We start from the raw sequence: 13,325 nt of genomic DNA, 5'->3' as shown, positions 1-13,325 counted from the left end.
CGGGTGTGAGGGGGCCGATCCGGGGGACTTCGCCGCTGCGGTGTGCGACGGCGTGGCGCTGACCTTCGCCGGAGGCCACGCGTCCTTCGCGGCGGTCGCCGGGGACGGACTGCGGGCGCTCGCGGCCGGTGAAGCGGGCGCCACGGACCCGGAGCAGGCGGCGGCACACGTCCTCGCCGGTCTCCCGGAACTGCCCCCGCACCCGGACGTGCCCGCCGGGGTCCGGGCCCAGCGCGCGTCCGGGTACCGGCTGGCGACCCTGACGAACGGTTCCGCCGGCACCACCCGCGCGGTCCTCGAACGGGCCGGACTGGCCGACTGCTTCGAGTCCCACCTGGACGTCGAGGCCCCGGGCCGCTGGAAGCCCGCGCGGGAGGCCTATGCGTACGCGCTGGACGCCCTGGGCGTGCGGGCCGGCGCGGCACTGCTGGTCTCGGTGCACCCGTGGGACATCGACGGCGCCGCCCGCGCGGGCCTGGCCACGGCCTGGCTGCGCCGGACCGCACGCCCCTACCCCTCGACGGCACACCCCGCCGACCTGACCACCACCGCACTGCCGGACCTGGCGGCCCGGCTCGGCGCCATGTGACCGTGGCTGGGCATGCAGTGCGCCACCGTCGGCGTCGCGCCCGAGGCGTTGCTCGAAACGAGCGCGGTCGTGCCGGCGGCGGCGAGCGCGACGGCCGCCGCCGCGCCCAGACGTGGGGATCGAGGCGTCGGCACCACCCTCTGGAGGCCCGCAGTGAGACGTCTTCGGGCGCGGACGGAAGGCCGTGGAGGGGCGCGACCGTGCCGTCGCTCCCGTCGGTGGAACGAAGACCTCAGGTCTGCCGGGAGTGCATGGGGTTGTTGGCGACCTCCTGCGGGCACTTCCCGTGCGGCCGGGGCCTTCGCCGGTCGCGCCGGAAGTCGAACGTCGCGAGCACCAGGGAGGCCGCCATGCCGACGAGGGCGGCGCCCAGCGCGACGGCGAGGGCGGCGCGGTAGTCGTGGCTCCGGCCCAGCACCAGGTAGAAGATGCCGGGCAGGGCGGCGGTGCCCACCGCGGCACCCAGCCGCTGCCCGGTCTGCAGGGCGCCGCCCGCCGCGCCCGCCATGCGCACCGGCACGTCCCGCAGCGTCATGGTGATGTTGGGGGAGACGACGAAACCGCTGCCGGCGCCGGCCAGCAACAGGACCGGGGCGGCGGCCCAGGGCGCGATGCCGAGCGGCCCGAGGCGGAGCAGCAGCGCGGTGCCGCCCAGGCCCACCATCACGGCGGCGAGGCCGCACACGGTGAGCAGCCGTCCGAACCGGTCCACCAGCCGGCCGGCGAGCACGGCCGAGCCCGCCGAGCCCAGCGCGAAGGGAGTCACGGCGAGGCCGGACCGCAACGGGGAGAAGCCCAGGCCGTGCTGGTAGAACAGCGCGAAGACCAGCCACACCCCGCTGAACCCGATGAAGTACAGCGTGCCGACGCCGGCGCCGACGGCGTACCCGCGCACCGTGGTGAACAGTCGCGGGTCCAGCAGCGGCTGGACACCCCGGGCGACGAGGCGGCGCTGCCGGCGGGCGAAGCCGGCGAGGATCGCCGCACCGGCGCAGAACAGCCACCACACGCGGCCGATGCCGCCGGAGTCCGCCTGGACCAGCGGGTACATCAGCGCGAGGACACCGAGGCCCAGAAGCAGGATGCCGGGCACGTCCACGTGCCCGCGGCCGGACCGCCGGGTGCGGGGCAACAGACGGCGGCCGAGGAGCACGGCCAGGATGCCGATGGGGACGTTGACGTAGAAGATCCACCGCCAGCCCTGTTCGCCGGAGGCGAGGGCGAGGATGGCACCGCCGGTGATGGGCCCGGTGGCCGCCGACAGGCCGACGGTGGCGCCGAAGAAGCCGAAGGCGCGCCCGCGCTCGGCGCCGCGGAACATCTGCTGGATGAGCGCGGAGTTCTGCGGGGCCATGAAGCCCGCCGCCAGTCCCTGGGCGAGACGGGCCACCACCAGGAGGGTGATGTCCGGGGCGGCTCCGCAGGCCGCGCTGAAGATCACGAACCCGCTGAGGGCCAGCAGGAAGATGCGGCGCCGGTCCAGCGCGTCACCGAGGCGGCCCGCGGTGACGAGGGCCAGGCCGAAGCTCAGTGCGTATCCGGACACGACCCACTGCACCTGCGCGGGGGAGGCATGCAGATCGCGCTGGATCGTGGGCAGGGCGACCGCCACGATCGTCACGTCCAGCAGGCTCATGAAGCCCGCCACCAGGGTGACCCACAGGGCCCGCCACCGTTGCGGATCCGGCTCGTATCCCGCCTCCCGGGCGCCCGCGTGCCGACCGTCCGCGGCTGACGTAGTCACATGGGCTCCTCTCACCGGGGCCGCACACCCGGAAGGACGAAGTTCCCCTACCAGGACGCGGACACACACCGAGCCGTGCCGCCGGCCGGCGTGCCGTCAGCGGTCCCGGAAACTCACCGAAAGACGCCGGCCGTCACCCTGCGTACCCGTGCGATCCGTTCCGTTTGAGGCGGCGAGATCTGCGCAGGCGGTGTGTCTGAGAGGACGTACGGCGGAGGGAACACCCCCATGGCGGTGACCGGCGACGACGCGTCGGTGGACCCCGCGGCCGTGAGACGGCACCGGATGCTGTTCCGCGCGATCGAGAAGCGACGTCACCCGAAGCTGCGCCGCAGCGACATCACCGTGACCGACGAAGCCGTCGTCAGGCGCGCCACCAAGGCCGCCGCCCTCGGCAACGCGATGGAGTGGTACGACTTCGGCATCTACAGCTATCTGGCCTCGACGATCGGGAAGGTCTTCTTCCCCTCGGGGAGCGACACCGCCCAACTGATCAGCTCCTTCGCGACGTTCTCGGGGTGGCCTTCCTGGTGCGCCCCCTCGGCGCCATGGTCTTCGGGCCGCTCGGCGACAAGGTCGGCCGCAGGAGCATCCTCGCCATCACCGTGATCATGATGGCGGTGGGGATCTTCGCCATCGGTCTGATCCCCTCGCACGCCGCCATCGGCGTCGTGGCCCCGGCCCTGCTGATCTTCTTCCGGCTGGTGCAAGGCTTCTCGACCGGTGGGGAGTACGGGGGCGCGGCGACCTTCATCGCGGAGTACGCGCCCGACAAACGGCGTGGTTTCTTCGGCAGTTTCCTGGAGTTCGGCACACTCGCCGGGTACGTCGGGGCCTCCGGCCTGGTCGTGGCCTCAGCGGTGCCCTCACCCGGGACCAGATGCTGCACTGGGGCTGGCGCATCCCCTTCCTGGTCGCGGCCCCGCTCGGTCTCATCGGCCTCTACCTGCGGCTCCGGCTGGACGAGACGCCCGCCTTCCAGAAACTGGAGGGAGGCCAGGTCAGGGCGGCCGAGGACGCCGCCGTGGAGACCTCGGCCACCGCCGACCTCGGCGAGATCTTCACCCACCACTGGCGGCCGCTGGTGCTGTGCCTCGCGCTCGTCGCGGCGTACAACGTCACCGACTACATGCTGCTGTCGTACATGCCGGCCTACCTGTCCGACGAACTCGGCTACGACATCGACCGCGGGCTGCTGATCCTGGTCATCGTGATGGTGGTCCAGATGTGCGTCATCAACCAGGTCGGGCGGCTCTCGGACCGCTTCGGACGCAGACCGCTGCTGATGACGGGGATGCTCGGCTTCCTCGTCCTCTCCGTGCCGTCCTTACTGCTCATCCGGGAGGGCAGCGTCCTCCTCATCGGCCTGGGCCTGCTGCTGTTGGGGCTCTCCCTGGTGGGGCTGCTCGGCACGATGTCGGCGGCGCTCCCCGCGTTCTTCCCCACCCACGTCCGGTACGGCTCCCTCGCGATCGCCTACAACTTCTCCACCTCGCTCTTCGGCGGCACGACCCCCCTGGTCATCACCGCTCTGATCAGCGCCTTCCACAGCACCCTCATGCCCGCCTACTACGCTTCGGCCGCCGCGGCCGCCGGCGTCGTCGCGGTGCTGTGCATGCGGGAGACCGCCAACAAGCCGCTGGCCGGTTCCCCGCCCTGCGTGGAGACGGAGGAGGAGGCGGCCGAGCTCGTCCAGGCCCGGTCGGCGCGCCCCAGGTTCTGAAGGCCGTCAGCGCGCGCGCCGCTCCAGGCGCTCCCGCTGCGGGACGATCGTGTACTTGGGATCCTCGGCGGAGGCCACCCCGGCGTGGAACACGCCGAAGCGCAGGGCCGCCGAGCCGGTGAGCAGCGCGGCTCCGGCCGCCAGGGCCAGACGCCGGTCCCGCCCCCCGAGGAGCGCCAGGGCCGCGCCGCCCGCCGTCAACGCCTCCGCCGCGCGCAGCAGCAGGTGCGGCCTGCCCCGTTCGAAGGGCTCCGCGGTCAGGCCCATGCGCCCCTTCATCGCCTGGAACGCGCCCAGTCCCAGGGCGGCCCCGAGCACGGCCAGCCGGCGGGCCGGCCCGGCCTGAGCGGTCGGGGCGGCGGCCAGGGCCAGACCGGAGGCCGCGGTGGCGGCGGAGCCCGCGAAGACGAACGGCAGCTCCGGGTAGCCCTCGTGCCAGGACGGCACCGCCGTGTCCGAGAGCAGCACCGCCGTGTACGTGGCCACGGCCGGGCCGAGGACGGCGGAGGCCGCTGTGGCGGTGGAGCCCAGCAGCCGGTACCGGCCCGCCACCTCGGTCGCCGCGGCGGTCAGCGTCAGCGGCGCGTACCCCGCCAGTAGCCACGAACCCACGCTCATGGGGGACGTGGGCTTCAGGACGCGCAGCATGTTCAGGAACCGGGCCGGCCTGCCCAGGTCATGGACGAGCGCCGCCAGCGACAGCGAGATGGCCCCGGCCGCCCCGAACTTCGCCGCAGCCGCGAGCCCCGGCCGCCCGGTGACCTGGCCGCCGGCCGCGAGCAGCGACGACGCCCCGGCCAGACCGCCGAGATACAGGTATCCGGCGATGTCCAAGGGCTTCCATGTCGGCTTCTTCAGCACCGGTTTGCCGTAGTACGACGAGAACGCGGCGTCCGGAACCAGCGGCTGCTCGCCCCGCCCGCGCCGACGCCGGCGGCGCCTCCCGCCCGCGCCCGTGGGCGCCTCCCTGCCGGGCCGTACGCCCTGTACGCCGTCCCGGGTGACGTCCGACTCGCTCATCGAGGCCTCCTGGCGAAGCTGCCCAGTGCCATGGCCATCAGCGCGCCGGCGGCGAGCGCCGCATGCCGCCACATGTCGGGCAGGTCCCGGGTGGTCACCACCGGGTCGGGCGGGAGGCCGTAGACCTCCGGCTCGTCCAGCAGCAGGAAGAACGCGCCGTCGCCGCCGACCCCGTCGTCCGGGCTCTCGCCGTACAGCCGTGCGTCGGTCACGCCGGCCGCGTGCAGCTGCGCCACCCGGCCCTGCGCCCGCTCCCGCAGCTCCTCGAGCGGGCCGAACTGGATGGAGTCCGTGGGGCAGGACTTGGCGCAGGCGGGCTCCATGCCGGCACCGAGCCGGTCGTAGCACAGCGTGCACTTCCAGACCCGGCCGTCGTCCTTGCGCTGGTCGATGACGCCGTAAGGGCAGGCGGGCACGCAGTACCCGCAGCCGTTGCAGATGTCCTCCTGGACGACGACCGTGCCGAACTCGGTGCGGAACAGCGAGCCGGTGGGGCACACGTCCAGACAGGCGGCGTGCGTGCAGTGCTTGCACACGTCCGAGGACATCAGCCAGCGCAACTCGGTGCGGCCGTCCGGGGCCAGGGGCGAGATCTGCCCGGCGGGCGCGCCCTCGGGGGCCTGCCCGGGCGGGGGAGCGGTGGCGCCCGGGCCGGGGGAGGAGGCGTCGGTGCCGAGGCGGGCCGCGGCCGCGAACACGTCGACGTCCTCGTGCGCGACCCCGGATTCCTGCCCGCCGAACGGCCCCCGCTGCTCGATGAAGGCCACATGCCGCCAGGTGTCGGCGCCCAGGCTCTGGGTGTTGTCGTACGACATGCCGGTCAGCACGAGCCCGTCCTCCGGGATGGCGTTCCACTCCTTGCACGCCACCTCGCAGGCCTTGCAGCCGATGCACACCGAGGTGTCGGTGAAGAAGCCCATCCTCGGCGGAGCGTCCGGGTAACCGGAGTCCCCGGCCACGTCCGGCTGCGGGCCGTACCACAGATGTCCGCGGCCCTCGTCGCCGTCCCTCATCGCCGTACCTCCTCGCTCATGACTTCTCGGCCCCCTCGGACACCTCGCCCGGCGCCGCCCGCACGAACGCCACCCGGCGGCGCTGCCAGGCGGTGGCCGGCATCTCCACGCTCTTGCCGAAGTACCAGCGGCTCAGGGCGTTGCGGAGCCGGTGCCGGTGGAACCAGCGCCAGGCCTCCGTGCCCTCCGCACACGGCCGCGGCGTGTCGCGCACGAGGATGCGGTAGGCCTCCTCGCGGGACAGCAGGGTGTGCGCCTCCTCGTAGCCGCCGCCCGCCGTGCGCCGCACCTCCGCCGTCGTCTCGCCGTCCAGCAGCCGCCGCCGGTCGGCGGCCTGCAGGCCGAGGCAGGCCCGTTTGGTGGCGTGGTAGGTCAGGAACGGCAGCACGAACAGCGCCGTGCGGAAGGAGCGGGTGAGCAGTTCCACCGGCACGAGGAGGCTGTACAGCGCCCACTCGCCCAGCAGGAACGACCAGTGGTCCGGGAACGACTTGCGCAGGAACTCCTTGCCGGCCGCGGAGACCGGCAGCCGCTGGTCCAGCGCGGACGCCAGGCGTTCACCGCGCCCCTCGCCCCGGGCCGGACGCCGCTCCTCGGACACCGCCACCGTGTGCTCGCCTTCCGCCCGTGCTGGGGCCCTCACTCTCGGTGCTCTGTCTCGAGCGTGGCACGGGTGCCCCGGCTCCGCGCGGCCGAAACGGCGGCCGGGCTCGTTCGCCGCCACCGGCGCGGGGCTACCCGGTGCCGCGGACATCGGCCGGGTACGAGGAGGCGGGCGTGGTGAACGTGCCCGAGGCCGTCGCGGCCCGGCTGCGGGCCTGGGGCGTGGAACGCGTCTACGGCGTGCCGGGCCTGGAGGTCGACCCGCTGGCCGGCGCCCTGCTCGGCGGGCCGGAGGCGCCGTGGTTCGTCCAGGCGCGCGGTGCGGAGTCCGCCGCCCTGATGGCGTGCGCCGACGCCAAGTTCACCGGCCGTCTGGGCTGCTGCCTCGCTCCGCCCGGGGCGGTTGCGCTACGGCTGCTGGGCGGGCTGTACGACGCGGCGGCGGACCGGACGCCGGTGCTCGCCGTCGTGGGCGGGAAGCGACCGGCCGGCCGCCCGGCGCAGGCGTGATACGTCATCTGGCGGAGGTCTCCGTGTTCTGTGAGGAGCTCTCAGGACCGGAGTCGACGGGCGACGCCCTGGACCGTGCCGCGCGGGCCGCGCTCACCGACCGGGGCGTCGCGAGCCTTGTGGGTGCCCCGCCCTCTCCTCACGGTGACGGCGTCCACCGGGCTGGGCGACGCCGTACGTGTCGACTTCAGCCCGTGCGCGTGCCGGACGACGGGGACGTCCGGCGTGCGGCCGAGGTGCTCGACGGCGCAGGGAAACCGGCCGTGCTCGTGGGCAGCGCCGGTCGCGCCGCGGCCGGGCAGGCCGTGGGCGTCGCCTCGCTCCTCGGTGCCGGTGTGGCCACGACGGCCCTGGCCCGCGACGCCCTGCCCGACTGGGCCCGTGACACGGAGGCCCGGCAGGCGCCGGTGACGGCACACGCGCCGCCGACCGGTCCGGTCGCGTCGTCGCGGTAGGCGTACAGCTCGCCCGTGAGGGCGCTCACGTCTTCTCGGCGGTGAGCGGCACGGTGGCGGTGATCCGTTTGCCGTGGGGCAGCCGGGTCACCTCGAGGGCGCGGGAGAGCATGCCGACGAGGTGCAGCCCGTGCCCGCCTACGCGGCGCGGATCGGGAGGGCGTGGCTGGGGCGGGTCGGTGGAGGTGTCCGACACCGTGATGGACAGGGCATCGGCGTCGGGGAGCACCTCCAGGCTCAGGGTGCACGGGCCGGGAGCGTGTTTGGCCACGTTGGTGACGAGTTCGCTGGCGACGAGCCGGGCGTCCTGGACCGAGCGCCGCGGGGGCGCGGGCCGCACCCGCGCGAGCAGCGCGGCGACGGCGTCTCTGGCCTCGCCGATGCCGGCCACGGCGTCGTCCCAGGTACGGCTGTGCCGCAGGAGCGCGGGCCGGGCCTGCGTCCTCGTGTGCGTCCCGAGCGGGATGTCCATACGTCGTTGCCCTTTTCGTGCGGCGCCGGGAGCCCTTCCTGTGCAGACGGGAGCGCCCCGTCCCTGCGCGGATACCCGCTGAACCGTCGGTCAAGGGGACGTAGGCCGCGGATCCTCCGGTTCCCCGCGAACCCCTGGCCAAAGGCCGCGGACCGGGTGTGCGCACGGCGGAACGGGTCCGGGAAACCAGCGCCCGCCGGATGTCCCGGACCCGTTCGGAGTCGGGGGAGCCGCCGTCGTGGCGCGGCTCGGTGCTTGCACGCGACTCAGTGCTTGAAGGTGTCCTTGGCCTTCTCCTTGGCCTGCCGTGCGTCGCCGCGCGCGCCTTCCATACGGCCTTCGGCCTCCATCCGCTCGTTGCCGACGGCGCGGCCGACGGCCTCCTTGGCCCTCCCCTTGGCCTGCTCCTTCTTGGCCTTGGCCTTCTGGCTGCCTGCCATCGAGTCTCACATCCCAACGTTGTGCGGGTCCGTCCACAGTCGGATTGCCCTTGAACCGCCGCCCAAACAGGAAATTACAGACATCCCTTGCCGCGGATTACTTACCCTTGGTTGAACAGTCCAGACTGATAAACCTATCGTTAGTAATCATGGACACGGTTGCACTCGCCGCCGCACTGCGGCTGGCCATGGGCCGGATCGTCCGCCGACTGCGCCAGGCGCACGCGGTCGGCGACGTGACACTGTCCGGCGTCTCGGTGCTGGCCCGGCTGGCCCGTACCGGTCCGGACTCGCCCGGCTCGCTCGCCGAACTGGAACGCGTCCGGCCGCAGGCGATGGCCAGCACCCTCGCCGGGCTGGAACAACGCGGACTGGTGAGCCGCACCCCCGACACGGCCGACGGCCGCCGGGCCATCGTCTCCCTCACCGAGGAGGGACGGACCATGCTGGAGCAGCGCCGCTCCGAGTCCGTGAGCCGCCTCGCCCACGCGCTGGACGAGTTCACCCCGCAGGAACGGCAGGCCCTATACGACGCGTTGCCTCTGCTCGACCGGCTGGCGGACCGGCTGTGACCGGCCACGCGCCCACCACGGGCATACGCGGCAGCCTCCTCGCCCGCTCGGCCCGTCTCAGGGACACGCCCCCCGGCCCCGGCTACAAGTGGGTCGCGCTCTCCAACACCACCCTCGGTGTCCTGATCGCCACGATGGACGCGTCCATCGTGATCATCTCGCTCCCGGCGATCTTCCGCGGCATCGGCCTGGACCCGCTCGCGGCCGGCAACATCGGCTACCTGCTGTGGATGATCCTCGGCTATCTGCTGGTCTCGGCCGTCCTGGTGGTCGTGCTCGGCCGGCTCGGCGACATGTTCGGCCGGGTCCGCATCTACAACCTGGGCTTCCTGGTCTTCGCGTGCGCCTCCGTCGCCCTGTCCCTCGACCCGTTCCGGGCCGGTGCGGGCGCGCTGTGGCTGATCCTGTGGCGGATCGTGCAGGCATTCGGCGGCTCCATGCTCACCGCCAACTCGGCCGCGATCCTCACCGACGCCTTCCCGGCCCGGCAGCGCGGCATGGCCCTCGGCATCAACCAGATCACCGCGCTCGCCGGGCAGTTCCTCGGGCTGCTCGCCGGCGGCCTGCTGGCCGCGGTCGACTGGCGGGCGGTGTTCTGGGTGAGCGTCCCGGTCAGCGTCACCGGCACCGTCTGGTCGTACCTGAGCCTGCGCGAGACCTCGGCCGGCGGCCGCGGCAAGATCGACTGGCTCGGCAACCTCACCTTCGCCTCGGGCGCGGGCATCCTGCTCGCGGGCATCACCTACGGCATCCAGCCCTACGGCGGCCACCCCACCGGCTGGACCAACCCCTGGGTGCTCACAGGCCTGATCGGCGGCGTGTTCCTGCTGCTGGTGTTCTGCCTCGTCGAGACGCGGGTCGCCGAGCCCATGTTCCGCCTGTCGCTGTTCCGGGTGCGGGCGTTCGCCGCCGGCAACCTGGCCGCCCTGCTCACCGCGATCGCCCGCGGCGGACTGCAGTTCATGCTGATCATCTGGCTGCAGGGCATCTGGCTGCCGCTGCACGGCTACGACTTCGCGGACACCCCGCTGTGGGCCGGCATCTTCATGCTGCCGCTCACCCTCGGCTTCCTGGTCGCCGGGCCGCTCTCGGGCTATCTGTCCGACCGCTTCGGCGCCCGTCTCTTCTCCACCGCCGGACTGATCGTCGTCGCCGGGTCCTTCCTCGGCCTGCTGACCCTCCCCGTGAACTTCGGCTACGGTGTCTTCGCGATGCTGCTGCTGCTCAACGGCCTCGGTCAGGGCATGTTCTCCTCGCCCAACACCTCCTCCATCATGGGCAGCGTGCCGGCCCGTTACCGGGGCGTGGCCTCCGGGATGCGCTCCACCTTCCAGAACTCCGGCACGGCCCTGTCCATCGGCGTCTTCTTCTCGCTGATGGTCTCCGGCCTCGCGAGCACCCTGCCGAAGACGCTCGGCAGCGGACTCCAGGCGCACGGCGTGCCCGCCTCGACCGCGCACGAAGTGGCCTCGCTGCCGCCCGTCAGCACCCTGTTCGCCACGTTCCTCGGCAACAACCCCGTCGGCCACCTGCTCGGCGACAGCGGCACCTTGGACCATCTGACCGCCGCCCAGCGGGCCACCCTGACCGGCCACACCTTCTTCCCGGAGCTGGTCTCCGGGCCCTTCCACCACGGCCTGACCATCGTCTTCGGCGTGGCCGCGGGCATGGCCCTGGTCTCCGCACTCGCCTCCGCGCTGCGCGGCGGCCACGAGCGCGCCGACGACGACCCCCGGCAGGCGGGGGCCGACCGAGCCGCGAAGGCCCGGCCCACGCGCACCTCGCGCTGAACGTCGCCAGTGGGGCGCCGGAGCCCGGACACGGCGAAGCTCCCCCAGCACTGTTCCGAACCGGGGGAGCCCCGGACCATACGACCTCGGGCCGCGGTCTTCTCTCCAGTGTGCGCCGCCCGCCCACGGGCAAACCACCGTGACACGCCCCTCGGGCCGGGCGGGCCCTCAACGCGCCGGGCGGGTTGCTTGCCTTTTCGTCGCGCGAGGGAACAAGGTGGAGGAAGCGGCGCTCAGAAGACGGCGGGGGCGGCGAGCCGATGTCGGTGGGTGAGGCCCTGTGACGGGAGAAGCCACGGTCACCGTGCAACCGGTGACCGAGCAGGCGGTGGTGCTACGACTGTCGGGGAGGCTCGACGCCGACGTGGCCACAGTGCTCGGCCGCGAGCTGGACCTGAGACTGAGGCGGGCCGACGAACGGGGCCTCCAGCTTGTCCTAGACATGTCCGAAGTGCGCCACGTGAGCAGCACGGCGGTGCACACCCTCGACGTCCACACCCGGCACCGCGCCGCCGGCCCCGTCCTGATCACCGGAGCCACCCCTCAGGTCCGCCGCGTGCTCACCACGACACCTCTGCCGGGCATCCGTCTGTACCCGAGTCTGGAGGGGGCCCTGGCCACCGTGGGCAGTGTGCGCACGAGCCGGACCCCGCAGCCCGAGACGTACCAGGCCGAGGACACTCCCGGCGAGGTCTTCGGCCTGCGGGCCAAGGCCCGCACCAGCGGGATCATCGGCATCGCCCAGGGCATCCTGATCGCCCGTTACTCCCTGCCCGCACCGGCCGACGCCTTCACCCTGCTGCGCGCGGCCTCCCAGCAGTACAACGTGCCGCTGCGGGTGGTGGCCTCGGCCGTGGTGACCGCGCCGCCGCCGCTGTCGGAAAAGCTGTGGTTCCCCGGCCGCCGGCGCACCCCGCCGCCCGCACTGGGACTGTCCCAGGCCGACCCGGTCGACCTGCGGGACCGGCGGCAGGTGCTGAGAGCGGCCCTGTACGCGGTGGTGACGCTGGGGGACGCCGACGCGGCCGAGATCCATCTGACCGACAGGGTGCAGGACGAGGCGCTCGCGCTGGAGGCCCACCACGGACTGGACGCCGCCTACCGCGACTGCCTCGCGCTGGTGGCCGGACCGCCGGCGGTGTGCGCGCGGGCACAGGCCGAAGGCCGGCCGGTGACCGTGGCGGACGTGGCGGCGGACCCCGAGCTGGCCGGTCACCCGGCGGGCCGCGCGGCGCTGGCGGTGGGCAGCCGTGCGCTGCACAGCGTGCCGATGACGACGGACGACGGCGACTGCAACGGAGTGATCACGCTGCACCGCGTCGAGCCCGGCGCATGGCTGCACCCCGGTCAGGAGGCCGATCTGGAGGGCCTGGCCCATGATCTGGCCGCCTGGCGGTCCTGGTACCGGCGCACCGTGGTGCAGGACGCGCTGGAGTACCTGCACGCCCAGGGCTCCGGGGGCGGCTGAGCGGCCCGAGCGGAGCGGGTCAGGCCTCGCGGCGCCGCCGCCGCAGCAGGTGCCGTACGACGAGGGCGGCGATCAGCACGCCGGCGGCGACCAGGACGTAGAGCTGGTACCGCGAGATCTCGTCGTAGACGGCCGTGATGTGGCTGCCCACGAGGTAGGCCAGGGTCGTCCACAGACCGACCCACAGGGCCGCGCCCAGCGCGTTGAAGGCGAGGAAGCGGCGCCAGTGCATGCCCGTGGTGCCGGCGATGATGCCGTTGGCCTGGCGCAGGCCCTCGACGAACCGGGCCACGGTCACGATCTTGCCGCCGTGCCGGCCGAAGAACTCCTCGGCCGCCTGGAACCGCTTCGGCGTCAGGAAGACGTACCGCCCCCACCGGTGCACGAAGGGCCGCCCGCCGAGCCGGCCGATCCCGTAGCCGATGTTGTCCCCGACGACGGCCGCGGCGAACGCGATGACCGCCACGGCCACGACGTTCAGCCGCCCTGTGCCCGCGTACACCCCCGCCGCCAGCAGGATCGTCTCGCCGGGCGCGGGCACTCCGAAGTCCTCCACCAGGACCACGGCCCCCACGGCCCAGTAGCCGTAGTGGCCGAGCAGCGGCGCCAGATGCGCCAGTGGACCCGGAAGCGGAGGGGCGGCCATGCTCACGAGCGGGGGCGGACGGAGCCGTCGTCATCGGGCACGCCCTGGCACATATGGCACAGTTCGTGGTCCCCGTCGCGGGTGACGACGGTGCCCCAGCCGAGACACACCTCGCAGTCGCGGGCGAGGCTCAGGTCGGGGCGGGGAGGCAGAAGGGGGCTGCGGTGGGCTCCGTGTGCCATAGAGGAAGCGGCTCCTTGGAAGTCACGCGAGAACACGAGGGCGCTGTCGTCCGCGCTGACAACGCTGCCTTTTATGACGTCCATTATGTCTGCTTTAT

General features: G+C 73.2%; 14 protein-coding genes and 1 pseudogene. 7 read left to right on the top strand and 8 right to left on the bottom strand.

From position 1 onward, the window contains the following. The first annotated feature begins 52 nt into the window (after positions 1-52). On the top strand, positions 53-589 hold the full coding sequence (locus tag ACQPXS_RS06095; RefSeq protein WP_433447690.1) for a haloacid dehalogenase type II: 537 nt from the start codon (positions 53-55) through the stop codon (positions 587-589). A 232-nt stretch (positions 590-821) separates the two neighbouring features. On the opposite strand, the gene ACQPXS_RS06090 is transcribed toward ACQPXS_RS06095, so the two are convergent. Continuing rightward, positions 822-2,333, bottom strand: a complete 1,512-nt coding sequence (locus ACQPXS_RS06090) for an MFS transporter (RefSeq protein ID WP_433447688.1) — start codon at positions 2,331-2,333, stop codon at positions 822-824. A gap of 228 nt (positions 2,334-2,561) precedes the next feature. Here ACQPXS_RS06090 and ACQPXS_RS06085 point away from each other — a divergent pair. Further along, positions 2,562-4,056 (top strand): annotated as a pseudogene (locus ACQPXS_RS06085) (MFS transporter). A gap of 6 nt (positions 4,057-4,062) precedes the next feature. On the opposite strand, the gene nrfD reads toward ACQPXS_RS06085, so the two are convergent. From nrfD to ACQPXS_RS06070, 3 genes are read right to left on the bottom strand one after another with little or no spacing between them, the layout of a single operon-like run. Next, positions 4,063-5,076 carry an NrfD/PsrC family molybdoenzyme membrane anchor subunit gene (gene nrfD / locus ACQPXS_RS06080; RefSeq protein WP_433447685.1) on the bottom strand — a complete coding sequence of 338 codons (1,014 nt, stop codon included), beginning with the start codon at positions 5,074-5,076 and terminating at the stop codon, positions 4,063-4,065. Then, positions 5,073-6,089: a 4Fe-4S dicluster domain-containing protein gene (locus ACQPXS_RS06075; protein ID WP_433447683.1), complete on the bottom strand. Its 1,017-nt coding sequence runs from the start codon at positions 6,087-6,089 to the stop codon at positions 5,073-5,075. Before ACQPXS_RS06075 ends, nrfD begins: the two co-directional genes overlap by 4 nt. A gap of 16 nt (positions 6,090-6,105) precedes the next feature. Then, positions 6,106-6,696: a hypothetical protein gene (locus tag ACQPXS_RS06070; RefSeq protein WP_433447681.1), complete on the bottom strand. Its 591-nt coding sequence runs from the start codon at positions 6,694-6,696 to the stop codon at positions 6,106-6,108. 170 nt (positions 6,697-6,866) lie between these two features. Between ACQPXS_RS06070 and ACQPXS_RS06065 the strand changes: the two genes are divergently transcribed. Next, positions 6,867-7,202, top strand: a complete 336-nt coding sequence (locus ACQPXS_RS06065; RefSeq protein WP_433447679.1) for a thiamine pyrophosphate-binding protein — start codon at positions 6,867-6,869, stop codon at positions 7,200-7,202. 194 nt (positions 7,203-7,396) lie between these two features. Continuing rightward, positions 7,397-7,657: a hypothetical protein gene (locus tag ACQPXS_RS06060; protein WP_433447677.1), complete on the top strand. Its 261-nt coding sequence runs from the start codon at positions 7,397-7,399 to the stop codon at positions 7,655-7,657. 25 nt (positions 7,658-7,682) lie between these two features. Here ACQPXS_RS06060 and ACQPXS_RS06055 read toward each other — a convergent pair whose 3' ends face one another. Together ACQPXS_RS06055 and ACQPXS_RS06050 are read right to left on the bottom strand one after the other, a co-directional pair. After that, a complete protein-coding gene (locus ACQPXS_RS06055) occupies positions 7,683-8,129 on the bottom strand; it encodes an ATP-binding protein (RefSeq protein ID WP_433447675.1) in 447 nt (148 codons plus the stop codon). A gap of 266 nt (positions 8,130-8,395) precedes the next feature. After that, positions 8,396-8,569 (bottom strand): CsbD family protein, encoded by a 174-nt coding sequence (locus tag ACQPXS_RS06050; RefSeq protein ID WP_433447673.1) that lies wholly within the window; start codon positions 8,567-8,569, stop codon positions 8,396-8,398. A 149-nt stretch (positions 8,570-8,718) separates the two neighbouring features. Between ACQPXS_RS06050 and ACQPXS_RS06045 the strand changes: the two genes are divergently transcribed. The 3 genes from ACQPXS_RS06045 (at position 8,719) to ACQPXS_RS06035 (ending at position 12,399) form a co-directional block, all read left to right on the top strand. Then, on the top strand, positions 8,719-9,141 hold the full coding sequence (locus ACQPXS_RS06045; protein ID WP_433447671.1) for a MarR family winged helix-turn-helix transcriptional regulator: 423 nt from the start codon (positions 8,719-8,721) through the stop codon (positions 9,139-9,141). Positions 9,142-9,275: 134 nt separating this feature from the next. Then, complete coding sequence (locus ACQPXS_RS06040) at positions 9,276-10,931, top strand: MFS transporter (protein WP_433455723.1); 1,656 nt, start codon at positions 9,276-9,278, stop codon at positions 10,929-10,931. Positions 10,932-11,244: 313 nt separating this feature from the next. Beyond that, entirely contained in the window at positions 11,245-12,399 is a 1,155-nt protein-coding gene (locus tag ACQPXS_RS06035; protein WP_433447669.1) for an ANTAR domain-containing protein, read from the top strand. A 19-nt stretch (positions 12,400-12,418) separates the two neighbouring features. Here the strand turns inward: ACQPXS_RS06035 and ACQPXS_RS06030 are convergent, their stop codons facing one another. Together ACQPXS_RS06030 and ACQPXS_RS06025 are read right to left on the bottom strand one after the other, a co-directional pair. After that, positions 12,419-13,045 (bottom strand): DedA family protein, encoded by a 627-nt coding sequence (locus tag ACQPXS_RS06030; protein ID WP_433447667.1) that lies wholly within the window; start codon positions 13,043-13,045, stop codon positions 12,419-12,421. 2 nt (positions 13,046-13,047) lie between these two features. Further along, a complete protein-coding gene (locus tag ACQPXS_RS06025; RefSeq protein ID WP_356306184.1) occupies positions 13,048-13,227 on the bottom strand; it encodes a hypothetical protein in 180 nt (59 codons plus the stop codon). Positions 13,228-13,325: the final 98 nt, after the last annotated feature.

Source organism: Streptomyces sp. CA-142005, from assembly GCF_050942335.1.
GTDB lineage: Bacteria > Actinomycetota > Actinomycetes > Streptomycetales > Streptomycetaceae > Streptomyces.
The sequence above is the reverse complement of the archived record's forward strand: the minus strand, read 5'-3'. Positions and strand labels throughout refer to the sequence as shown.